Annotated in this window: 19 protein-coding genes and 1 pseudogene; 12 read left to right on the forward strand and 8 right to left on the reverse strand. The window is 57.2% G+C overall.

From position 1 onward, the window contains the following. Positions 1-147: 147 nt before the first annotated feature. Positions 148-654: pseudogene (locus tag FQK12_RS22085) on the forward strand (GNAT family N-acetyltransferase); the annotation flags it as partial. A gap of 37 nt (positions 655-691) precedes the next feature. Here FQK12_RS22085 and FQK12_RS22090 read toward each other — a convergent pair. From FQK12_RS22090 to FQK12_RS22105, 4 genes are all read right to left on the reverse strand, one after another. Next, positions 692-2,404: an ABC-F family ATP-binding cassette domain-containing protein gene (locus FQK12_RS22090; RefSeq protein ID WP_014229294.1), complete on the reverse strand. Its 1,713-nt coding sequence runs from the start codon at positions 2,402-2,404 to the stop codon at positions 692-694. Between the two features lie 321 nt (positions 2,405-2,725). Further along, on the reverse strand, positions 2,726-4,423 hold the full coding sequence (locus tag FQK12_RS22095; protein ID WP_014229295.1) for an NAD-dependent malic enzyme: 1,698 nt from the start codon (positions 4,421-4,423) through the stop codon (positions 2,726-2,728). Between the two features lie 184 nt (positions 4,424-4,607). Then, positions 4,608-4,748, reverse strand: a complete 141-nt coding sequence (gene sra / locus FQK12_RS22100) for a stationary-phase-induced ribosome-associated protein (RefSeq protein ID WP_004101955.1) — start codon at positions 4,746-4,748, stop codon at positions 4,608-4,610. A gap of 236 nt (positions 4,749-4,984) precedes the next feature. Beyond that, on the reverse strand, positions 4,985-5,836 hold the full coding sequence (locus FQK12_RS22105; RefSeq protein WP_014229296.1) for a Vmh family MBL fold metallo-hydrolase: 852 nt from the start codon (positions 5,834-5,836) through the stop codon (positions 4,985-4,987). Positions 5,837-5,950: 114 nt separating this feature from the next. On the opposite strand from FQK12_RS22105, the gene FQK12_RS22110 reads away from it, so the two are divergent. The 7 genes from FQK12_RS22110 (at position 5,951) to FQK12_RS22140 (ending at position 13,551) form a co-directional block, all read left to right on the forward strand. Further along, the gene (locus FQK12_RS22110) at positions 5,951-6,853 is read left to right on the forward strand and encodes a LysR family transcriptional regulator (RefSeq protein ID WP_014229297.1); all 903 of its coding nucleotides are present in this window, start codon (positions 5,951-5,953) and stop codon (positions 6,851-6,853) included. Beyond that, on the forward strand, positions 6,853-7,332 hold the full coding sequence (locus FQK12_RS22115) for a GNAT family N-acetyltransferase (RefSeq protein WP_014229298.1): 480 nt from the start codon (positions 6,853-6,855) through the stop codon (positions 7,330-7,332). Before FQK12_RS22110 ends, FQK12_RS22115 begins: the two co-directional genes overlap by 1 nt. Positions 7,333-7,412: 80 nt before the next feature. Next, on the forward strand, positions 7,413-7,844 hold the full coding sequence (locus FQK12_RS22120; RefSeq protein ID WP_004138064.1) for an OsmC family protein: 432 nt from the start codon (positions 7,413-7,415) through the stop codon (positions 7,842-7,844). A gap of 114 nt (positions 7,845-7,958) precedes the next feature. Further along, entirely contained in the window at positions 7,959-8,828 is an 870-nt protein-coding gene (locus FQK12_RS22125; RefSeq protein ID WP_014229299.1) for an oxygenase MpaB family protein, read from the forward strand. 199 nt (positions 8,829-9,027) lie between these two features. Further along, positions 9,028-9,936 carry a cation diffusion facilitator family transporter gene (locus tag FQK12_RS22130; protein ID WP_014229300.1) on the forward strand — a complete coding sequence of 303 codons (909 nt, stop codon included), beginning with the start codon at positions 9,028-9,030 and terminating at the stop codon, positions 9,934-9,936. Between the two features lie 203 nt (positions 9,937-10,139). Then, positions 10,140-11,057, forward strand: a complete 918-nt coding sequence (locus FQK12_RS22135; RefSeq protein WP_014229301.1) for a bestrophin family protein — start codon at positions 10,140-10,142, stop codon at positions 11,055-11,057. Between the two features lie 193 nt (positions 11,058-11,250). Continuing rightward, a complete protein-coding gene (locus FQK12_RS22140; RefSeq protein ID WP_014229302.1) occupies positions 11,251-13,551 on the forward strand; it encodes an FdhF/YdeP family oxidoreductase in 2,301 nt (766 codons plus the stop codon). A 44-nt stretch (positions 13,552-13,595) separates the two neighbouring features. On the opposite strand, the gene FQK12_RS22145 is transcribed toward FQK12_RS22140, so the two are convergent. Together FQK12_RS22145 and FQK12_RS22150 are read right to left on the reverse strand one after the other, a co-directional pair. After that, entirely contained in the window at positions 13,596-14,213 is a 618-nt protein-coding gene (locus tag FQK12_RS22145) for a LysE family translocator (RefSeq protein ID WP_014229303.1), read from the reverse strand. An 85-nt stretch (positions 14,214-14,298) separates the two neighbouring features. After that, on the reverse strand, positions 14,299-15,099 hold the full coding sequence (locus FQK12_RS22150) for an AraC family transcriptional regulator (RefSeq protein ID WP_014229304.1): 801 nt from the start codon (positions 15,097-15,099) through the stop codon (positions 14,299-14,301). A 156-nt stretch (positions 15,100-15,255) separates the two neighbouring features. On the opposite strand from FQK12_RS22150, the gene FQK12_RS22155 reads away from it, so the two are divergent. Further along, complete coding sequence (locus tag FQK12_RS22155) at positions 15,256-16,161, forward strand: LysR family transcriptional regulator (protein ID WP_014229305.1); 906 nt, start codon at positions 15,256-15,258, stop codon at positions 16,159-16,161. On the opposite strand, the gene FQK12_RS22160 is transcribed toward FQK12_RS22155, so the two are convergent. After that, complete coding sequence (locus tag FQK12_RS22160) at positions 16,158-17,057, reverse strand: LysR family transcriptional regulator (protein ID WP_014229306.1); 900 nt, start codon at positions 17,055-17,057, stop codon at positions 16,158-16,160. The genes FQK12_RS22155 and FQK12_RS22160 overlap by 4 nt on opposite strands. A gap of 104 nt (positions 17,058-17,161) precedes the next feature. Between FQK12_RS22160 and FQK12_RS22165 the strand changes: the two genes are divergently transcribed. Then, the gene (locus FQK12_RS22165; RefSeq protein ID WP_014229307.1) at positions 17,162-18,325 is read left to right on the forward strand and encodes an MFS transporter; all 1,164 of its coding nucleotides are present in this window, start codon (positions 17,162-17,164) and stop codon (positions 18,323-18,325) included. Between the two features lie 17 nt (positions 18,326-18,342). On the opposite strand, the gene FQK12_RS22170 is transcribed toward FQK12_RS22165, so the two are convergent. Then, positions 18,343-19,752: an MFS transporter gene (locus FQK12_RS22170; RefSeq protein ID WP_014229308.1), complete on the reverse strand. Its 1,410-nt coding sequence runs from the start codon at positions 19,750-19,752 to the stop codon at positions 18,343-18,345. Between the two features lie 288 nt (positions 19,753-20,040). Here FQK12_RS22170 and FQK12_RS27490 point away from each other — a divergent pair, with 288 nt between their 5' ends. Beyond that, entirely contained in the window at positions 20,041-20,553 is a 513-nt protein-coding gene (locus FQK12_RS27490) for an anti-virulence regulator CigR family protein (RefSeq protein WP_014229309.1), read from the forward strand. Between the two features lie 412 nt (positions 20,554-20,965). Beyond that, complete coding sequence (locus FQK12_RS22180; protein WP_014229311.1) at positions 20,966-21,661, forward strand: MgtC family protein; 696 nt, start codon at positions 20,966-20,968, stop codon at positions 21,659-21,661. The last annotated feature ends 95 nt before the right edge of the window (positions 21,662-21,756 follow it).

Below are 21,756 nucleotides of genomic sequence, written 5' to 3' on the forward strand. Positions count from 1 at the left end.
TGGTAATCATCAAAACATCAAATTTTAGCATTGTTTGAAATTTATTTATAAGGAAATGCTATGTCTACACCCGCACATGGTACCAAGGGAGGCCATTGCCTCACTTGGCTCTGACGAGGAGATAAAATGATCGACTTAACCGCCAGGATTGATATCGTTACCGGCTATCGTCCGGGAATGATTGGCCGCATTACGCAGATGCACGGCGAGTACTATGCGAAGCATTATGAATTTGGTCACTTTTTCGAGAGCAAAGTGGCCAGCGGGCTAGCGGAGTTTTCCGGTCGTCTTGAGAAACCGTGCAACCGGGTTTGGCTTGCCATTCAGGGTGAGCAGATTGTCGGATCGGTGGCGATTGACGGCGAAGATCTTGGTAATAATGAAGCGCATCTGCGCTGGTTTATCCTCGACGATAGCTGCCGGGGAAGCGGCGTTGGCCGACGTCTGCTGAATGAATCGATGGCCTTTTGCGATAGCCAGAACTTCGCCGCGGTGCGGCTGTGGACCTTCAGCGGGCTGAACGCCGCCCGCAGGCTGTATGAATCCTTTGGCTTTACGCTGGATAAAGCGTGGCAGGGGGATCAGTGGGGGCGGATGATGACCGAGCAGCAGTTTAGTCGGGTCAAACCGGCTTCGCCTGCCGGCGCGGAATAATCTCCCGGCGCGGATCGCCGCGCCGGGAGAGCGCCTGTTAACCTAATAACGTCGCAATCGTTGTTATCTCCTTACGCCACTGCGCCTGCAGCTGCGGTTTTTGATGTTTTGGTTTGCGCGCCAGATCGTCGGCCAGCAGCTGCTCAAGCGTGACTAACCGCTCCAGCAGCGCATCCTGGTCCTCCTCCGGTTCGCTACTGTTCACCGTCGCGGCCTGCGTCGCCGGACGACGAACGGCGGTGCGCAAAATCTCATACACCTCTTCGCTGCTGTGCCATTCGCTCAGCCCGCGCTCGTCGATAAGCCAGAAGCGATTGCAGCTGCGGTTAATGAGCTCGCGATCGTGGCTCACCAGCAGCAGGCCGCCGGGATAGTCGCGCAGCGTAGCCGCCAGCGCCGTTTTGCCATCCATATCTAAATGGTTGGTGGGCTCATCCAGCAGCAGCAGGCTATAGCGGGCCAGAGAGAGGCCGACGAACAGCAGGCGCGAACGCTCGCCGCCGCTTAAGGTGGCGACCTTTTGCCCGTGACGCGGCCAGTTGAATCCGGCGGAAATTAGCGCCCGCCTGCGCGCATCCGGGCCTGGTTCAAAGGGCTCCAGCGCGTCGAGAAGGGTATCGTCATCCGCCAGCTGATGCAGGGTCTGGTCGTAATAACCCGGCTTCAGCCGCGGATGCAGGCGCAAACCGCTTTCCGTCGTTTCCTGCTGCATTTGCCGCCACAGCAGACGCAGCAGCGAAGACTTGCCGCCGCCGTTACGGCCCATCACCGCCACCCGATCGCCGCTTTTCAGGCGAGCCAGGCCCGCGGTAAACAGGGCCGGCAGACCGGGCGCGGGGGGAACGGGGAGCTGTTCCATCTCCAGCAGTCGGTCAGCCCGCAGCATGTCGCCGTGGAGCGCCAGCCGCCAGGGGGTGCCCATGGTCAGCTCGGTTTGGCTCTCCTTCAGGCGTTGAACCTGCTTCTCCATCTGCTTGGCTTTGCGGGAGAGATCTTCGTTGTCATAGGTCCGACCCCAGATAGCCAGCCGTTTGGCGCTGGCGGCGACCCGGTCGATCTCCTTTTGCTCGGCTTTATGGCGCTGCGCATCGCTGGCGTCCTGCTCTTCCAGCGCCCGGCGGGCGGCGCTGCAGGGCAGGGAGAAGGCGTGCAGCGTTCTGTCGCGCAGGATCCAACTGGAATTAGTTACAGCATCCAATAAGATATTATCATGCGACACCAGAACGAAGCTCCCCTGCCAGGTTTGCAGGAAGCTTTCCAGCCACAGGAGGGTCGGCAGGTCGAGATGGTTTCCCGGCTCATCCAGCAGCAGGAGATCCGGCTGCAGAATCAGCGCCCTGGCAAGCAGCAGCCGGGTATGCTGACCGCCGCTCAGGGTTGACGCCCGCTGCGCGGCCTCATCTGGTGTAAAGCCCATCTCTGCCAATAGCCTCTCCGCTTGCCAGCGCTGACTCTCACGCTCAGGGGCGGGAAGTTTCGCCAGTACTACCTGCAGCAGGGGCTGCGCTAACAGCGCATCGGGTAGATGCTGTTCCACACGCGCCATCAGACAGTGACTGGCCAGCGCCACGCAGCCCGAACTGGGCACGATCGTGCCGTCCAGCACCTGTAGCAGGGTACTTTTTCCGCAGCCGTTATAGCCAATCAGGCCAATACGGTCGCCTTTTTTCAGGGTAAAGGAGAGGTTTGTGAACAGCGGGCCAAACGCCGTATCAACATGAAGAGATTGTGCAGTTAGTAATGTGCTCATTGTGAACTTACTCAAGAGTTACAGGCATGTGAATGCCTCGTCAAACATCGCTGACGATAACCCGGTAAGCCCGAGGGAAGGGAGTTAGTCTATGGTTTCTTCGCTCAAGCTGAAGTTATCGCAGCACGATACCGATAACGCTTGAGCAGGTGCGATCGCCAAATGCACGTGAAAAAAACATTTCACAGTACGACATGGGATCCTCCTTTTTTATTCAGTGAGTTGATGGGTGCTGGCAGTGTAGAGGGAGAAAGCGGTTTTGACCAGATGAGAATAAAAAAAGGCCTGCAAAGCAGGCCCCCTGTATGACTCATCTACCGGTTAAATCGACGTGCGGCGGTAGTTCCGGTACTCCGGCTGCCAGAAGTTATCGGCGATCGCCTGCAGCAACGCTTCGGCGGAGGTTTTCACCGCCACGCCCTGTTCCTGGGCGATTTTGCCCACCGCAAACGCGATAGCGCGTGAAACGCTCTGAATATCCTTCAGCTCCGGCAGAACCGGGCCTTCACCGTTATTCACCAGCGGCGAATGTTTCGCCAGGGTTTCGCTGGCGGCCATCAGCATCTCATCGGTCACGCGCGATGCGCCCGAAGCGATAACGCCGAGGCCAATTCCCGGGAAGATATAGGAGTTATTGCACTGGGCGATAACGTACTGTTTGCCTTTGAGGGTGACCGGGGCAAACGGGCTGCCGGTGGCGACCAGCGCCGCGCCGTCGGTCCAGCTGAGGATATTCTGCGGCGTGGCTTCCACCCGGGAGGTCGGGTTGGACAGCGGCATCACGATTGGCCGCGGGCAGTGCTTGTGCATCTCGCGGATAATCTCTTCGGTGAACAGCCCCGGCTGCCCGGAAACGCCGATCAGGATATCCGGTTTGACGTTGCGCACCACGTCGAGCAGCGACAGCACATCATTCGTGGTGTCCCACGCTTGCAGGTGCTCACGCTTTTGCACCAGTTTGCTCTGGAACGGCAGCAGGTTCGGCATGGCGTCGGTCAGCAGACCGAAACGGTCAACCATAAAGACACGTTTACGGGCTTCCTCTTCGCTTAACCCTTCGCGCTGGATTTGCGCGACGATCTGCTCTGCGATACCGCAGCCCGCGGAGCCGGCGCCGAGGAAGACAATTTTCTGCTCGCTCAGCTGGCTGCCCGCGCCGCGGCTGGCGGCGATCAGCGTACCGACGGTGACCGAAGCGGTTCCCTGGATATCATCGTTAAAGGAGCACACTTCGTGGCGATAGCGGTTGAGCAGGGGCATGGCGTTTTTCTGCGCGAAGTCTTCGAACTGCAGCAGTACGTCCGGCCAGCGGGCTTTAATCGCCTGGATAACGTCGTCGACAAACTGATAGTACTCGTCGTCGGTGATGCGCGGGTGGCGCCAGCCCATATACAGCGGATCGTCCAGCAGCTGCTGGTTGTTAGTACCGACGTCCAGCACCACCGGCAGCGTGTAGGCCGGGCTGATACCGCCGCAGGTGGTATACAGCGACAGTTTGCCGATAGGAATGCCCATCCCGCCGATACCCTGGTCACCGAGGCCGAGAATACGTTCGCCGTCGGTCATCACGATAACCTTGACGTTGTGGTTCGGTACGTTTTGCAGAATATCGTCGAGGTTATTGCGGTTCTGATAAGAGATAAACACGCCGCGGGCGCGACGATAGATCTCAGAGAAGCGTTCACAGGCGGCGCCGACGGTTGGGGTGTAGATAACCGGCATCATTTCGTCAAGGTGGTTGCCGACCAGGCGGTAGAACAGCGTTTCGTTGGTATCCTGGATATTGCGCAGGTAGATGTGCTTGTCGATCTCGGTTTTAAATCCCTGGTACTGGATCCACGCGCGTTCGGCCTGTTCTTCGATGGTTTCGACCACTTCCGGCAGCAGGCCCAGCAGGTTGAAGCTGCTGCGCTCTTCCATGCTGAAGGCGCTGCCTTTATTGAGCAGCGGAAATTCAAGCAGCACGGGGCCGGCGTAAGGGATGTATAGAGAGCGGTTTTTCTTATGAGTGAATTGCATCGCACTAACTCCTTGATAATCGCTTCAGCCCGGGCGCGGCGACAGGCGGGGGGCTGGCAGGGAATGGCAGCGGGCAGAGTATAAAGCAGAAGACATCAAAGGAGGGTAAACATGAGGCCGATAGTCTTAAAAAAACACCATCCCGGGGAGAGGACGGTGTTTTTATCATCATTCAGCTGAAAAGTTAGCCACCGCGGCGCTTGCGGCCGGTGGCGCGAACATGGTTAACCGTGGTTTCCGCATCGCCTTCCAGCAGCACTTTTTTCTGCTGAGAAAGCTTGTAGTTCAGACCAAGAAGATGACGTGCCTGTTGGTTCGATTTCATTCTTACTCCTTTATCCTGTGTCGGTTTCAAGGACAAGCCCGACGGGTGTCGGACGAAATTTAACCCTTAAGTACGCCGCGCATTTTTAGCGCGGCGATAATCATCGTGGCCCATTTTGCCGGGATTAGCAACGTTGAGTCGGCAGATTAAGAACAGTCTTTTTAGCGGACCCCGGTTCGTCGGCCGGACAGGAGGTCACCCGCCATCCGGCAGAAAGACCCGCACGTTAGCCAGTCTTACCACTTCATTTCGCCGGTATTCACTTTGGCGCTCAGATCCAGCGAACTCTCTTCCGCGAGTCCCGGCCAGCGCTGTTTCATCGCTTTGATAACGCCGGTGGAATCTTTGTGCGCGTTGAGCGCCTGCTCGAACTGGGTCAGATAATCGCGGGTAAAGGTAATCGCGCGGTCGCCTGCGGGCGGAGTCCCCAGGTAATGGCCGGGGATCACCTGCTGCGGATGCAACGCGGCCATCTCGTCGAGCGTACTTATCCACTGCTGGCGGCTTTCGACGCTCTGGGTATCCGCCGTCCAGACGTGCATGCCCCACGCCACGCCGGTCCCGCCAAGAATGGCTTTATTCGCCGGGATCCAGACATAGGCGGCATAATTTTGCGGCTGGCGGATCTCAACCTTTTCGCCGTCGATGGTGAAGGTGTTTGCCGTCAGCGCTTGCGGGACGTAAACCTGCTTCGGCGCGCCGTCCTTCATCTGCGGGCCCCAGTAGGCCAGTTTGGCCGCTTTGGTGGCGTTAATGTGTTTAACCACTTCCGCGGTCGCCACCACGTTGACATCCGGGAAAGCCTTCACCAGCGGCTCGAGGCCGAAATAGAAGTCCGGATCGCCGGAGGTAATCACGATGCGGGTCAGTTTTTTACCGCTTTTCTTAATCATTTCAACCAGCTTCTCGCCATCTTTGACGCTGAATTGAGCGTCAAACAGCACCGCTTCATGCGGGCCGGAGGCGAGGGTGGAGTTAACCGCGAAAATGCCGTTCTCCTGCGGGTTGTAGGTTTGCAGCGTTAGGGGCGCGGCCAGAACTGACGTGCTGAACAGCGTGGTTGCGATAGCAAGGGCAGATAATTTCATATTCGTTTTCTCTTGGTCAGGTGAATGAGCGCTATTGTACGGATTTCATGATTTGCGAAAATTCCTGAAAAAAGAGATGCTGAGTTTCATAAAACGTGCAGATGGAAATCAGTTATGGATCGGGTAATTGCCGCGCAGGTGTATATGCGCATTTGTGAACTGGGGAGCTTAAGCGCCGCCGCCCGCGCGCTGGGGATGTCGCGTCCGATGGTCAGCCGCTATCTGGAACAGATGGAGCAGTGGGCGGGAACCCGGCTGGTCCATCGCTCAACCCGCAAACTGACGCTCACGGCTGCGGGGGAAAAGGTGCTGCAAAAAACGCGCACCCTGACGCAGCTGTCGGATGAGATCGCCGGGCAAAGCGAGCGTGCGATCCCCAGCGGGACGCTGCGCGTCGCCTGCGCTCACTTTACGGCGATGCAGCTGATTTCGCCGCTGCTACCCGATTTTCTCGCCCGTTATCCGCAGCTGCGCCTTGAGCTGGATATCAATAATCACCCGGTCAGCCTGATCGGCGAACGGATCGACGTGGCGATTCGGATCACCGACAATCCGGAGCCCGGGGCTATCGCCCGCCGCCTTGGCGTGTGTCGTTCGGTGCTGTGCGCGTCGCCGCGCTGGCTTCAGCAGAACGGTCCGCTGCAAACGCCGGAAGATCTCACTCGTCACAACTGCCTGCATTACAGCCATTTTGCCAGCCAGACCTGGCAGTTTAGCGACGTCAGCGGCGAAAACGTGGCGGTGGCGGTTTCCGGCAACCTTAGCGCCGGGATCTCCTCGCTGCTGATGGAGGCGGCGGTCGCCGGCTGCGGCATCGCGATGCTGCCGGAGCTGGAGGCGCAGCGGGCGCTCAACAGCGGGGCGCTGAAACAGGTTTTACCGGCCTGGCGGCCAAAAGCGCTAAGCGTATATGGTATTTACCTTTCACGGGACTATCAGCCAAGCGCGCTGCCGCTGTTTCTCGGTGAGATACAGCAGAAACTGGCGCAAACTCACGATATAAAAGGAACCCTTTAATGATAGTGCTTCGCCCAATGCGCGATACGGAGTACCCCGCGTATCTCGACTACTTTATCCCCGACTACGCGGCGGAAATCTCCGCCAATTACGCGCTCTCGCCGGTGGCCGCGTTAGCCCAGGCGCAGCGCGAAATCGCCGCGGATCTGCCCGACGGCGTCAATACTCGCGGCCAGGTTTTATGCTGCTTATTCGATGACAGTGACGGCGCAGAAAAGCGGGTCGGCTATCTCTGGTACAAGCCTGACGAAGAAATGCGCTCCGCCTTTATCTGCGATTTTTATATTTATCCGGCGTTTCAGGGACAGGGCCTGGGTAAACAAGCGATGGCGGCTTTTGAGCATGCGCTGAAAAGCCAGGGGATCGGCCAAATTAAACTGCGCGTCGCCGGGGATAATCAGCGCGCGCGCCATCTCTACGACGCCGCGGGTTTCCGCGTTACCGGCGTTAATATGAGTAAAAATATCCCGACGGATTGATCTGAAAAACGCCGCGCGCCGCCCAAATGCCTTAGGGGGTTCTATACTTAACTCTTTCATATCAAAAAAGGAGCGATATTATGGCAATCCATAAGAAAGGTCAGGCGCATTGGGAAGGGGATCTGAAAAGCGGAAAAGGAACCGTCTCGACCGAGAGCGGCGCACTGAACCAGCAGCCTTATGGTTTTAACACTCGTTTCGAAGGCGTCAAGGGCACCAATCCGGAAGAGCTTATCGGGGCCGCCCATGCCGCCTGTTTCTCCATGGCGCTCTCGCTGATGCTGAGCGAAGAGGGCTACACCGCCACCTCCATTGATACCGTGGCGGTGGTGACGCTGGATAAGTCCGGCGGCGGCTTTGCCATCACCCAAATCGCGCTGCAGAGTAAAATTGTGCTGCCAGGCATCGAGGCCGATGCGTTTGACGGCATCATTCAAAAAGCCAAAGCCGGTTGCCCGGTGTCGCAGGTGCTGAACGCGGAGATAAGCCTCGACTACCAGCTCAATCCATAAGCTCGCTGGCGCCCGCTATCGGCGGGCGCTCCTGCCCTAAAAGCCATCGTTGGCAAATGCCCCCGGCGTTAATAAATGCTATCTTTCTCGCTCACGGATCAGAGCAGGTGGGTAATGACCAGCATACGCGGAATGATTGAAGCTCAGGTTCTGGGCTTAACCGGCATGGCGCTAAAAGAGATCGATTTTGAACACCCCAAAGGCGAACCGGGGCTATTTGGTCCGCAGTCGGCCATCTGGCAGGTTCATGGCGATTTTACCTCCATGCTCTGCGGCGGCGTCAGCGCGCTGCTGTTACAGATGCTGCATCCTCTGGCGCTGGCGGGCGTCTGGGATCACTCAAACTTCCGCGAAGATATCTTTGGCCGCCTGCGCCGTACCAGCCAGTTTATTTCCGCCACCACCTTTGGTACCACCGCCGACGCCGAACGGCTGATCGCAAAAGTGCAGGGGATCCACCTGCGGGTGAGCGGCAAGGATAAAGATGGCACGCCCTATCAGGCCAGCGACCCGGCGCTGCTCACCTGGGTTCATGTCGCCGAATGCAGCAGCTTTATGGCCTCGCACCTGCGCTACAAGCGGACCGTGGTCAGCGCCGCTCGCCAGGAGCAGTATTATCAGGAGGCCGCCGAAATTGCCCGCCACCTTGGCGCTCGGGATATCCCGGTAACGCCGCGGCAGGTTGCCGACTACCTGCAGGATATGCGCCCAACGCTGCGCTGCGATGAGCGAACGCAGGAGGTTGCCGACGTCCTGCTATCGACCCGTCTGCCGGGGCGCCTGAGTCAGCCCGTCGGGCGAATGATGATGCGCGCCGGGATTGACCTGCTGCCGCCGTGGGCGCAGGCGATGCTCAATTTGCCGATGAGCGCGCTGCAGCGGCACAGCGCACGAATTGCGGTACACGGCGTCGCCCGCGTACTGCGCGCGTCGGTGCGTAACGGCGCGTATCATTGCGCAATGCGCCGGATGAATCAGTTTTAATTATTCCGGCTGCGTTTTTACGCCAAAAATATAGCCACGGCTATTATTGTCATGGCTATATTTTTTAAAAACAAACTATTCTCATTTATATATTTGACAGCAATAAAAATAAGTAAACATTCTCTTAACGGCGGCGGATTATTCAGGAAAAATTAAGCTAAATCGCGTACGTTATTTCTTTTTTTACGGGGACGTCATCATGGCGAAAATGACTGACGATGGTCAGCGCGCCCAGATTGCGCGTAAAACGACGCTGGTCAGCGTGGTGGTCAATCTTTTTTTATCCAGCGCCCAGGTTCTGGCGGGCGTTTTTTCCGGTTCGCAGGGATTAATTGCCGATGGTATTCATTCTCTTTCCGATTTAGTCGCTGATTTCGTCGTGCTGTTGGCCAATAAAAAAAGCGGCAAACCCTCGGATAGCGATCATCACTACGGACACCGGCGCTATGAAAACGGCGCTTCACTGGTGATTGGCGCGCTGCTGTTACTGGTTGGCGCGGGTATGCTGTGGTCCGCCTGCGGCAAACTGCTGCATCCGGCGTCTATCCCGAGCGTGCATATTACCGCTCTGTGGGTGGCGCTCGCCGCGCTGACCGCCAAAGAGATGTTATTCCGCTATATGCTCAGGGCGGCTAAACAAATTCAGTCGTCCATGCTGATTGCCAATGCCTGGCACGCCCGCTCGGATGCCGCGTCGTCGGTGGTGGTCGCGGTCGGCATCATCGGTAACCTGGCCGGCTTCGCCTGGTTCGATCCGGTGGCCGCGCTGGCCGTCGGCGCGCTGGTCACCCGCATGGGCTATACCTTTTCGTATGACGCCCTCCATGACTTGATGGATCGGTCAGTGGATAGCGACAGCGAGCAGCAGATAATCACCACTATTCTGGCAACGCCCGGCGTCGTGGCGCTGCATGACCTGAAAACCCGACGCGCCGGCGATGGGATCCTGGTCGATGTACATATCGAGGTGCCGGGAGATTTATCGGTGGCGGAAGGGCACGATATTGCGCTGTTGGCCCGCGCGCGGGTGCTAAACAGCCAAAACGTGCTGCATATGATGATTCATATTGACCCTTGCCGCGCGGATAGCGACGCGATTATCGCTTAGGTTATTCCCCTGAACGCTTGAGGGCTTTGTCAGCCTGCGGATAATATTGCCTGTGAAATAAAAAAGGACCATAATCCAGCGGCTATTCTTTCATCGCTGATAAATAGCCGGCTGACGCCGTGTCGTGTTTTTAAACAATATAAAAAGGCAATCGCATAATAGAAAGTATCTATTATTCGTTCGAAACTTCAGGAAGTAAAACAATGATTATCCGGCCAGAACAACACTGGTTCCTTCGCTTGTTTGACTGGCACGGCTCCGTGCTGTCAAAAATCGTCTTTCGCCTGCTGCTTAACCTGATGATGTCGATTATCGCGATCATCAGCTATCAATGGTACGAACAGCTGGGTATCCATCTTACCGTCGCGCCGTTTAGCCTGCTGGGGATCGCCATTGCCATTTTTCTTGGCTTTCGCAATAGCGCCGGATACAACCGCTTTGTTGAAGCGCGCAATTTGTGGGGAACGGTGCTGATTGCCCAGAGAACGCTGGTGCGCCAGCTGAAGAATATCCTGCCGGCCGAAAGCGCAGCCCATCAACGCCTGGTGAGCTACCTGGTGGCGTTTAGCTGGAGCCTGAAGCATCAGCTGCGCAAGACGGATCCGAGCGCCGATTTAGCGCGTCTGCTGCCGGCGCAAAGCGTGGCGGAAATTCTCGCCAGTTCGATGCCAACCAACCGCATTCTGCTGCTGGCAGGCGATGAGCTTGGGCGCCTGCGCGCAGAAGGGAAGATCGGCGATGTCACCTTCAGCCTGATGGACAATAAGCTTGATGAGCTGGGGCACGCGCTGGGCGGCTGTGAGCGCCTCGCCAGCACCCCGGTGCCCTTTGCCTACACGCTCATTTTGCAGCGCACCGTGTATCTGTTCTGTACGCTGCTGCCGTTTGCGCTGGTCGGCGATCTTCACTATATGACGCCGTTCGTGTCGGTGTTTATCTCCTACACCTTCTTGTCGTGGGATTCGCTGGCGGAAGAGCTGGAGGACCCGTTCGGTACCGCAGCCAACGATTTGCCGCTGAACGCGATGTGTAACACCATTGAGCGCAACCTGCTGGATATGACCGGCCAGCATCCCTTACCGGAGAAACTGGCGCCGGACCGCCACTACAATCTGACCTGATTTTTGTATGTTTATTATTCGTTAAATAAGTTAAATCTAACGCGTGATAGATAACATTGATTATACAGTCACCGCTCTGATTGTTATGCTTTCGTTAACAAAAAACACCCGTTACCCTGGCTGGTAACGGGTGATAAGAGATCGTGCGGCGTTTCACCTGCCATACGCCGCCGAAAGCGCATCAGGAGTGAACATGAGTAACAGAAGACGCGTCGTTCCCGGCGTCCATCCCTATGATGGTCCGGCGGGCGGCTGGGGTGCCTTAAAAGCCACCGCTATCGCCGTTCGTACGCAAATGGATGCGCTCGATGCCCCCGCCACGCTGCTGCGGACCAATCAGCCGGATGGCTTTGATTGTCCCGGCTGCGCCTGGCCCGACAAAGAGCATAAATCGACGTTTCAGTTCTGCGAAAACGGCGCCAAAGCGGTGACCTGGGAAGCCACCAGTAAACGGGTCACGGCTGAGTTTCTCGCGGCTAACACCGTGACGTCGCTGCTGGCGCGCAGCGATTTTGAGCTCGAAGGCTACGGGCGCTTAACCCAGCCCCTGGCCTACGATAAGGCCAGCGATACCCTGCGTCCGGTCTCATGGGACGCGGCGTTTACCCGCATCGGCGCCATTCTTCGTACGCTGCAGCCCAATGAAGTCGAGTTTTATACCTCCGGGCGCGCCTCTAACGAAGTGGCCTTCCTGTTCCAGCTGTTTGCCCGCGAATATGGCACCAACAACTTTCCGGACTGCTCCAATATGTGCCACGAGTCGACCAGCGTCGGCCTGCCGCAGTCCATCGGCATCGGTAAAGGGACGGTCTCCCTCGATGACTTTGATAAGACCGAGCTGGTTATCTCTATCGGCCACAATCCCGGAACCAACCATCCGCGCATGATGGGCACGCTGCACGAACTGGCGCGCCGGGGGGTGCCGATTATCGTCTTCAACCCGCTAAAAGAGCGGGCGCTGGAGCGTTTCGCCGATCCGCAGAACGTCATTGAGATGGCGACCTACGGCTCAACCAACATCGCGTCGACCTATTTCCAGGTCAAAGCGGGCGGCGACGCGGCGGCGCTTAAGGGTATCGCGAAGGCGCTGCTCCGGCTGGAAGCAGAGAAGGGCGATGTGCTGGATCGGGCGTTTATCGATGAGCATACGCTGGGCTTTACCGAGTTTGCGCAGGATGTGGACGCGACGCCGTGGCCGGATATTGAACGGGAGTCCGGCCTGACGCGCGGCGATCTTGAACGGGTGGCGGCGGCTTACGCTAAATCTAACGCCACGATTATCACCTACGGCATGGGCATCACCCAGCACAATAAGGGCACCTCTAATGTACGCCTGATAGCCGACCTGCTGCTGATGCGCGGGAATATCGGCAAGCCGGGGGCCGGGATCTGCCCGCTGCGCGGGCACTCCAACGTACAGGGCAACCGTACCGTCGGCATCACGGAAAAGCCGAGCCCCCAGTTTCTCGCCAACTTGCAGCGGGTGTTTGGTTTTACGCCGCCGCAGGAGCATGGTCACGATGCGGTAAAAGCGCTACAGGCGATGATCGACGGCGAATCGAAAGCGCTGCTCTGCCTTGGCGGGAACTTCGCGGTGGCTATGCCGGATAGCGAACGGGCTTTTCCGGCGATGCGGGGGCTGGATCTGAGCGTGCATATTGGCACCAAGCTGAATCGCTCGCATCTTCTGGTGGCCAATGAGACCTTTATCCTGCCGTGCCTTGGTCGAACCGAACTCGATATTCAGGAGACGGGACGCCAGTCGATCACCGTGGAAGATTCGATGTCGATGGTGCACGCGTCGTCTGGCAAGCTGAAACCCGGTTCGCCAGAGCTGCGATCGGAGCCGGCGATTGTCGCGGCGATGGCCATGGCGACGCTGCCGGAAAGCAATGTTGACTGGCTGTCGCTGGTCGCCGACTACGATCGCATTCGCGATCTGATCGAGCAGACCATTCCCGGCTTTGACCAGTACAACCAGCGTATTCGCCATCCCGGCGGTTTTCGCATGCCGCTGCCGCCGACGGAGCGTATCTGGCCGACGCCGACCGGCAAAGCGATGTTTTCCGTTTTTCACGGGGTGCACGAAAACCAGCAGGTAGCAGGGCATGACGTGATGCGCCTGGTGACGCTGCGCAGCCACGATCAGTACAACACCACCATTTACGCCATGGACGACCGCTACCGCGGCGTGTTTGGCCGTCGCGACGTGTTGTTTATGAACGAGCAGGATATGGCTGAGCAGGGATTCGAACACGGCGATCGGGTGGATATCAGCTCCGCGCTGCCGGGCCACCATCAGCGGCTGGAAGATATCACGCTGGTCGCCTACAGCATCGCGCCGGGCACCGTTGCCGCCTATTACCCCGAAGCCAACGTGCTGGTCCCTCTGGATTATCTCGATAAAGAGAGCGGCACGCCGTCGTATAAATCGGCGCCCGTCCGTTTAACGCTGCGCTCGAAAGAGATCCGCGCGCTGGCGGGGCTTCGCTAAAGCGCCGTTTGCCCGCGGCGATCGTCGCGTCGTGGGCAAAATCGCTACCTCTGCGCCAGAATCAGCTTAATCCCCAGCCCGACAAAACCGGCGGCAAAGCAGGCTCTCAGCCCCTGTAACACCCGCGGACGCGACAGCACGTATCCGCGCATCGCCGCCGAAAAGGCGCCATAGAGCATAAAAACCAGCAGCGTCATCAGCATAAAAACGGCGCTCAGGATCAGCATTTCCCCGATCGGCGAAGCCGAGCCGCGCTGGATAAACTGCGGCAGAAAGGCGAGAAAGAAGAGCGGCAGCTTGGGGTTAAGCAAATTAATCAGAATCGCGTGGCTGATGACCTGGCGCGGGTTGCGTTGTTCGACGCCCTCCACGTTCAGGCTGCCGCGCTGGGTCAGGGTGGCCCATGCGAGGTACAGCAGCCAGGCGACGCCGGCGTACTTCACCAGCTCGAAGGCGCCGGGGGTGCTGTGGAGGATGGCCGCCAGCCCGGTTATCGCCGCCAGCATATGCGGAATAATGCCCAGCGTGCAGCCGAAGGCCGCGGCAAAACTCATGCCTCTGCCCGCCGCCAGGCCGGTGGCAATGGTGTAAAGCGTCCCGGTGCCGGGGGCGATGACCACAATCAGCGAAGTCAAAAGAAACTCAGGGGTGATGAACGCCATGATGTCATTCCTGTTGCAGAGAATCGAGGCCCTGAGTATTTCGCAAAGCCGCGCGCCGGTATTGAACAAAATTGCACAACGTCGGCTAGCGGCTCGCCTGATAGCTGCCTGGGGTCATGGCGAACTGCCTTTGAAACGCGCGGGTCAGATGGCTTTGATCGGCAAAGCCGGCCATGAAGGCGGTATCGGCGGGGGAGTGACCTTCGGCGAGCAGGCGGCGCGCCAGACGCAGGCGGGCCTGTACCAGATAAGCGTGCGGCGTGATGCCGGTTTCGCGAGCGAAGCCGCGGATCAGCTGAAAGCGGCTGAGGCCGCAGAGGGTAGCAAGCACCTCGAGAGAGATTTTCTCTTCGGGGGCATCATCGAGATATTGCCTGGCCAGCGCGATGGAGGGGGTACCGTGTTTATCAGGCCGCCGTGCGCAGAGATGGTATCGGCTTACCCGCATCAGGCAGAGCAGTAGCGCCTCTTCTACGGCGGTATCTTCGGGGGCGCTGGTGACAATCTCGCTAAACAGCCGCTGCATCAGTCCGCGCAGCTGCGGGTCCTCGACCACCGGGCGCAGGAGAATATCTTCGGCCTTTATCGCCCCCTGAAATTCAGCGGCAACCCGCTCGGGATCGAGATAGATCATCTGCCAGCTGCGCGGGCCATTCAGCGGGATACCGTCGTGCATCTCCCCCGGATTAACCATAATGATATTTCCGGCGGCGGCCTCAATTTTGCCCAGATGGCTCCACGAACGCTGCGCGCCCTGAGTGAAAATCCCGATGCCGAACTGGTCGTGGGCATGGCGCGGAAAACTCTGTTCCGTGACTAACGACATGGCTTCCAGTCCCGGCATGGCGAGCCGGTGCTGCTGAACGTGATGAAGGCGAGTTTTCAACGGTTTCTCCTGCCGGGGCATAGCATGAGTGTAGCCTCAGGCACGCGGGACGAGCAACGGTCCACCGGCGCTTGAATTTCATCAACGCAGAACATAACATTTAGCTAACATTTTGCCTGCTGCGCTGCCAGCAGATTGCGCAAACAGTGGATGATAATGGATATTAAACAGCTTAAGTACCTGATTGCGCTCGACAGAACACGACATTTCGGCCAGGCCGCGGCGGCCTGCCATATCACCCAGCCCACGCTATCGATGCGTATCCGCAATCTTGAAGAAGAACTTAATCTGACGCTGATTCAGCGCGGGCAGCGGTTTGAAGGGTTTACCCCAGAGGGTGAGCGTATTCTGGCCTGGGCGCGAGCGCTGCTGGCGGCGCACGACGGGCTGGAGGCGGAGGCGGCTATCTGTCGCGGGCAGATGGTCGGCCAGCTAAGAGTCGGGATGGTGCCTTTAGCCAGTCTGAATCCGATGCAGCTGATTAAGCCGCTGGCGGATAAATACCCGGAGCTGCAGTTCAGTCTGCTGTCCATGACCTCGGAACAGATTATCGACGGCGTTAGCCGCAACCAGCTGGATCTGGGGATCTGCTATCTGCACCACGTCGATAGCCAACTGTTCAACGTGGTCTGGCTGCCGAATACCCGCATGGGGCTGCTGCACGATAGGCGTCATTATCAGTTTGCCGACGCGACGCCTGAGTGGGATACCCTGGCCGCGCTGCCGCTGGGCTTTCTGACCAAGGGCATGTACTACCGTGAATCGATTGAGATGAGCTTTAAGGCCAAGGGGCTGGCGCCAAAATACGTTTTTGAAAGCGACTCCACGTTTCAGATCATCCAGGCGGTGCAGGCCGGGATCTGCTGTGCGATTATGCCGCTGAACAACGGCCTCGAAGCGCTAAGCGATAATCTGGAAATCAGGCCGATCCCCGAGACGGAGGTCGACTCGATGCTGGCGCTGATCATGCGCAACAAAGAGCCAGTGTCGTCGCTGGCGGAAAAATGCTTCGCCGATGCGCAGGTGATTTTTAGCGAACGCCAGTCGGCTGACGGCGCTTAGCTGGCCATCTGCGACTGGATAAATTCAAGCCAGACGCGCGTTCTGGCGGGCATAAAGTGGCGCTCCCGATAGAGGGCGGAGAGCTGTAACGGCGCCGGCGGCAGCTCCAGCGTGACTTCCTGGAGTTCACCGCGATCGATAAACGGGCGGCAGGGTTTCTCCCCCAGAATAGCGAAGCCAACGCCGGCAAGCGCGGCATGCAGCGCCATTTCGCCGCTGTTGACGCGATAGTGCCCGTTGACGTTAACCTTTTTAAAGCTACCGTCCGCCGCGGCAAATTGCCAGGCTTGCCCCGCGAGGGCGCTGACGGTGGTAATGCAGGGCTGCGCGGTTAATTGCTCGCTGTGTGTCGGCATACCCGTTCTGGCAATCAGCTGCGGAGAAGCGACCACGCAGCAGGGAAACGAAAAGAGCGGGCGCGCAATGACGCTGGCGTCTTCCATTTTGCCGCGGGTGATAATCACCGCAATATCCACATCCTCTTTTAACACCTCCGTTCCCGCCAGATTCGTGGTACAGCTGACGATTATTTTTGGATAGCGCATGGCAAATTGCGCCATCAGCGGCGCAAACAGCGAGGGGCCAATTTCGTTCGGAAGACACAAGCGTAGCGGCCCTTCGGGTTCGGCCTGCTGCTGCGTCAGTTCAGCTTCCGTAGCGGCAAGTTGCTCCAGCACCGGTCGCATACTGGCGAGCAGCGTCTGACCGGCAGGGGTCAGCTTCATGTGCCGGGTACTGCGCTGTATCAGGCGCAGCTGAAGGCTCTCCTCAAGCTGCGAAATCTGTCGGCTCACGTTCGATGAGGGCATCTGCAGCGCTTTTGCTCCGGCGCGAAAGGAGCCATTTTCCGCCACGGTGACGAACACCCGCAGGGCGTTGAGATCCAATTTTTTCACTCTCGATTATCCCGATTTTGATAATTAACAACGTCATTTTTACCGTCTTATGCCCGGTTTTGCCAGACGCTAGACTCTCCGCATTACATAGTCAGGAGTCTTACATGCCCGGATATCTGGTACGAATAACGTTGATCATGGCCTTTGTTCAATTCATCAACGCCCTCGAATATATGATTTTTAATCCCTTATTTACCTGGATGGCGCCGACGTTTCAGGTGCCGGTAAGCCAGGCGGGTTACGTCACCGGCGTTTATACGCTGGCTTCCGTCATTGCTGGGGTAAGCGTCTGGCGATGGGTCGGTAACGTTAAACCGCGGCGCTTTTTGCTCTGCAATATGGCCCTGTTGGGGGGATTAACGATGATGACGCTGACCACCACCCGGTTTGACGGATTGTTGTTCTGGCGTTTTCTTGCCGGTCTGGTTGGCGGGACCACAATGGGCGTGGGCAGCAGTCTGTTAATCAACATTATGCCGCCGCACCTGCGCCCGCGGGCATTGGCCTCCACGATTGCCGCATTCTCGCTGGTCAGTATTGTCGGTATGCCGACGATGCTATTTCTCAGTGCAAAAATCGGCTGGCAGATAGCCCCCGCGACGATCGGCGGACTCTGCTTAATCGCGTTACCGCTGATAAAACTGGCGCTGCCGGAGCAACCCATCGAGGCGAGCCGTCAGGCGGGTTTGCGCTGGTCGTCATCGGTGCTGTTTTACGCCTCCGGCAACGCGCTCGCGCAGTTCAGTCCGATGTTAATCATTCCGCTGCTGGTACCGTTACTGACGGTGAAAATGGGGGCCAGCGGCGATGAATTGCCGTGGCTCTTTTTCGGCGGAGGCGTGGCCGGACTATGCGCAACTAAACTCACCGGCAAGCTATGCCAGCATTACAGCGGCTACCGCATCAGCCTGCTGGCCAGTCTGCTGTTTATACTGAGCCTGAGCATCGCTTTTACCTGCAACCGCGGCGGCGCACTGTTTATGGTGCTGTTTCTGGCCGCCGCCTACTGTCGTCTGGTGGCCTCATCGGCTGTGGCAATGCGTTTTCCAGCGGATAGCGCCAGGTCCGGGTTTACGCTTTTACAGAATACCCTGATGTCATTAAGTACGGCGGCGGCCTTTCTGCTTTCGTCGTGGGTGCTCTCGGTTGACGGCAACGGCGAGCGGGCGACGCAGGGGATATTGCTGCTCTGCGCCCTGAGCGCATTGCCGCTGCCGTGGCTGCTGCGGGTTCAGGAGAAAAGATTAGCCACGCGCGCCGCCGGCTAACCCGGCGGCGGCTACCGTCAAATATTCTCCAGGCTGATCCCGCGGGTTTTCGGACCAAAGATGCCCACCGACAGCATCACCATCAGCATACTGGCGACGATAAAGCTAATCACGCCTGGGGTACCGGCGTATTGCAAAATAATGCCGATCAAAATGCTGGTGATCGCCGTCGACAGCCGGCTGAAGGAGTAGCAGAAGCCGACCGCCCGCGCGCGAATGTGGGTCGGGAAAACTTCGGCCTGGTAGGCGTGATAGCTAATGGTCAGCCAGGCGTTTGACCAGGTGATCATAAACCCGCAAATCACCAGCAGCACCGGGCTGTTCTGCAGGGCAAACAGGGTACCAAACACCACCGTCATCAGCGCGGAAAGCACAATTTGCCATTTGTTTTCAAAACGATGAACGAAGCGGGTGCAGAACAGACAGCCAATCGGATAGGCGAGGGTAATAAAGAACGCGTACAGCAGGCTGTGGGTGATGCTCGCCCCCTGACCGGAAAGCAGGGCCGGTAGCCAGTTGCCGAAGCCAAAGAAGCCGATGGCCTGGAAGAAGTTCATTACCATCAGCATGATCGTACGTTTGCGGTACTGCGGCGCCCAGATCGCTTTAAAGCTTCCCAGCCTGCGCGGGTTATCCTGCGTCTCAACCTGGTGGCGCGGCGAGGGAGAAACGCCGCAGCGCTGTTCCATTTCGCACATCACCTTATGGGCTTCCTCGTGGCGGCCTTTTTCATCCAGCCAGCGCGCCGACTCCGGCAGCTTCTTGCGGATAACCCAGATAATCAGCGAACAGAGCGCGCCGAAGATAATCACCCAGCGCCAGCCGGTCAGGCCGAAAAGGGTAATCGGCACCAGCAGCCACGACATCAGCGCCACGGCGGGGACCGATAAAAACTGAATAAAGAAGGCGAAAGCGAAGGCTTTATTGCGCAGATGCGTCGGCACCCATTCGCTTAAATAGGTGTCGATGGTCACCAGCTCAATGCCGAGACCGACGCCGACCAGAAAGCGGCAGAAGATAACCCCTTCGGCGCTGCTTTGCAGGGCCATCATCATCGAAAATACGCCGTACCAGGCGAGGGCAAACATAAACGTCAGGCGGCGGCCCAGTTTATCCGCCAGCGGCGCAAGCAGGCTGGCGCCAATAAACAGCCCCATAAAGGTGGACGACGCGAAGGCGGCCTGGTCGGAGATACCGAAGATACCCTGCTCGCCGGTATGGAAAATATCCTCTGCCAGCAGCCCGGTACTGATATAACCGGTCTGAAAAAGATCGTACAGCTCGAAGAAGCCGCCCAGCGCCAGGAGGGTGATAAAAGACCACAGGCCAACGGAGGCGGGCAGCGCATCGATGCGAGCGGTCAGGCTGGAGTGGGGATGTCCTGGGGAGGCGAACGCGGCGTCGCCCAGAACCTGGGTGGTAGACATATTATTATTTTCCTCAGATAAAATGTTTGCCTGCTAATGTTATTTGATTGTTAATGGTTTTAAATTTTTAATCGCATCGGGGGAGAGAGATTTGCAGAATAAAATAATGCCAATGTGGTTTGGCTGGCGTTGTATGCTGGTTTTCGCCTGTGGCCCGGCCGCGGAGTGAAGGAATTCACCATCGGGCCGCAAAGTTTGACCTGAAATAAATTTAAGATAACGAGAGATTGTTGCGCTCAGGTTATTCACCTACATTCAAAGCGAGTACTCCCACTCAGGAAAATAATCATGTCTAGCAAGAAAATTTTACAAGCAGCGCTGGCGGCGGCGCTTTCGCTGTCAATGATGGCCACGCCGGTTTTCGCCAACCCGGGTAATGGCAACGGCGGCGGTAATCATGGGAATAGCGGTAACCATGGCAATAACGGTAACAACGGCAATAGCGGTAAAAACAACGTTGATAAGGGCAACCAGGGTCATAAAGAAGGAAATCCGGGGCAGAGAAAAAACTACGGCAAACCCGATCATGTCTCCGCTGATATCAGCTTCTCCAGAGCGCGTTCGCTGGCGGTAAACTACGGTTTAACCGGCTATCAGTCGCTGCCGCCGGGAATCGCCAAAAATCTGGCTCGCGGTAAACCCTTACCTCCGGGGATTGCAAAAAAAGCGGTTCCGGCATCGATGCTCAACGAACTGCCTTACTATCCTGGCTATGAATGGCGCGTGGTGGGCCAGGATTTGGTGCTGATCGCGCTGAGTACGGCGATCGTGACGTCGATAATTAATGGCGTCTTTGACTAGTGAATTAACCCCGGTTCGCGCCGGGGTGAATCCTGGCGGGCAGGCTTAGCGCATTAAGGTCATTCTAAACAAATCGTCACTAAAGCGAGATTTTAACTTTACTCAAATAATTGAATGACTATAATGAGCACAAATTCACACAGGAGAAATATGTTGGACAGTCACCCTTACTTAAACATCAAGGCAAGCTGACGCTATTTTTCCTGCGCTGCTTGCCAACCGGCGGGCAGCAATCTCCTCATCCAGACGATTGCATCCCATAAAACATAACGCAGCATGGCTGCGAGGATAATCGTCATGTTCATGTTTAAAAATACATTATTCCCTCCACCGTCAACGCGACGTTAATCGCCTCTCTGGCGACAATTTGTCGTGTGCTTAATAAAGCACGTAGTTAATTCTTCCAGCAAAAATGGAGGAAGCTATGTTGATGTTTCCTTATATCGCAAATTTACTCGCCGCGATGCTGTTGGGCGCGCTGATTGGCGCCGAAAGACAGTGGCGTCAGCAGATGGCTGGCCTGCGCACCAATGCGCTGGTCGCCACCGGCGCGGCGGTTTTTATTCTGAGCTCTATCTCCACATCGCCGGATAGTCCGGGACGTATTGCCGCGCAGGTGGTTTCCGGAATTGGTTTTCTCGGCGCCGGGGTCATCATGCGGGAAGGCATGAACGTGCGCGGCCTGAATACCGCGGCAACCCTGTGGTGCTCTGCGGCGATTGGCGTACTGTGTGGCTTAGGCCAGTTCTGGCAAGCGGCGGCGGCAACGCTGATCATCCTGTGCGCCAATATTCTACTGCGCGAAGCGGCGCAGAGAATTAATCAGATCCCCGGCGCGACAGAAGAAGAAAAATGCTACGTCCTGAATATTATCTGTCATAGCGAACATGAAAACGCGATTCGTCAGCTATTGCTTAATATCAGTAAAGAGATGACGCTCAGCTTGCAGGGGCTGGTGTCGATAGCAGCAAAAGAACAAGGACATAAAGAAATCCGCATCGAACTGGTTGGTAATACCGACTCCCGCAAAGCGCGAGATCTTATTATGTCAAGAATTGGCGGTGACGAAAACATTACGTCAGTGCGCTGGTGCGTCGAGGGGAGTTAGCCTCCCTGATATTCTACTCTGGCAATGATTTGTCTAAGGAGGGAATGATGGATATTCCCAGGCAATTAAAGTAATAAGCGTTTAATAACGTAAAA

This window comes from Klebsiella sp. ME-303 (assembly GCF_007910085.1).
In the GTDB taxonomy this organism is placed as follows: Bacteria; Pseudomonadota; Gammaproteobacteria; order Enterobacterales; family Enterobacteriaceae; genus Klebsiella; species Klebsiella michiganensis.

What these genes read in the sequence shown, in the direction of transcription:
- FQK12_RS22090 (WP_014229294.1), bottom strand. Translation starts at nt 2,404, where the DNA reads ATGAGCACATTACTAACTGCACAATCTCTTCATGTTGATACGGCGTTT.
- FQK12_RS22095 (WP_014229295.1), bottom strand. Translation starts at nt 4,423, where the DNA reads ATGCAATTCACTCATAAGAAAAACCGCTCTCTATACATCCCTTACGCC.
- sra (WP_004101955.1), bottom strand. Translation starts at nt 4,748, where the DNA reads ATGAAATCGAACCAACAGGCACGTCATCTTCTTGGTCTGAACTACAAG.
- FQK12_RS22105 (WP_014229296.1), bottom strand. Translation starts at nt 5,836, where the DNA reads ATGAAATTATCTGCCCTTGCTATCGCAACCACGCTGTTCAGCACGTCA.
- FQK12_RS22110 (WP_014229297.1), top strand. Translation starts at nt 5,951, where the DNA reads ATGGATCGGGTAATTGCCGCGCAGGTGTATATGCGCATTTGTGAACTG.
- FQK12_RS22115 (WP_014229298.1), top strand. Translation starts at nt 6,853, where the DNA reads ATGATAGTGCTTCGCCCAATGCGCGATACGGAGTACCCCGCGTATCTC.
- FQK12_RS22120 (WP_004138064.1), top strand. Translation starts at nt 7,413, where the DNA reads ATGGCAATCCATAAGAAAGGTCAGGCGCATTGGGAAGGGGATCTGAAA.
- FQK12_RS22125 (WP_014229299.1), top strand. Translation starts at nt 7,959, where the DNA reads ATGACCAGCATACGCGGAATGATTGAAGCTCAGGTTCTGGGCTTAACC.
- FQK12_RS22130 (WP_014229300.1), top strand. Translation starts at nt 9,028, where the DNA reads ATGGCGAAAATGACTGACGATGGTCAGCGCGCCCAGATTGCGCGTAAA.
- FQK12_RS22135 (WP_014229301.1), top strand. Translation starts at nt 10,140, where the DNA reads ATGATTATCCGGCCAGAACAACACTGGTTCCTTCGCTTGTTTGACTGG.
- FQK12_RS22140 (WP_014229302.1), top strand. Translation starts at nt 11,251, where the DNA reads ATGAGTAACAGAAGACGCGTCGTTCCCGGCGTCCATCCCTATGATGGT.
- FQK12_RS22145 (WP_014229303.1), bottom strand. Translation starts at nt 14,213, where the DNA reads ATGGCGTTCATCACCCCTGAGTTTCTTTTGACTTCGCTGATTGTGGTC.
- FQK12_RS22155 (WP_014229305.1), top strand. Translation starts at nt 15,256, where the DNA reads ATGGATATTAAACAGCTTAAGTACCTGATTGCGCTCGACAGAACACGA.
- FQK12_RS22165 (WP_014229307.1), top strand. Translation starts at nt 17,162, where the DNA reads ATGCCCGGATATCTGGTACGAATAACGTTGATCATGGCCTTTGTTCAA.
- FQK12_RS22170 (WP_014229308.1), bottom strand. Translation starts at nt 19,752, where the DNA reads ATGTCTACCACCCAGGTTCTGGGCGACGCCGCGTTCGCCTCCCCAGGA.
- FQK12_RS27490 (WP_014229309.1), top strand. Translation starts at nt 20,041, where the DNA reads ATGTCTAGCAAGAAAATTTTACAAGCAGCGCTGGCGGCGGCGCTTTCG.
- FQK12_RS22180 (WP_014229311.1), top strand. Translation starts at nt 20,966, where the DNA reads ATGGAGGAAGCTATGTTGATGTTTCCTTATATCGCAAATTTACTCGCC.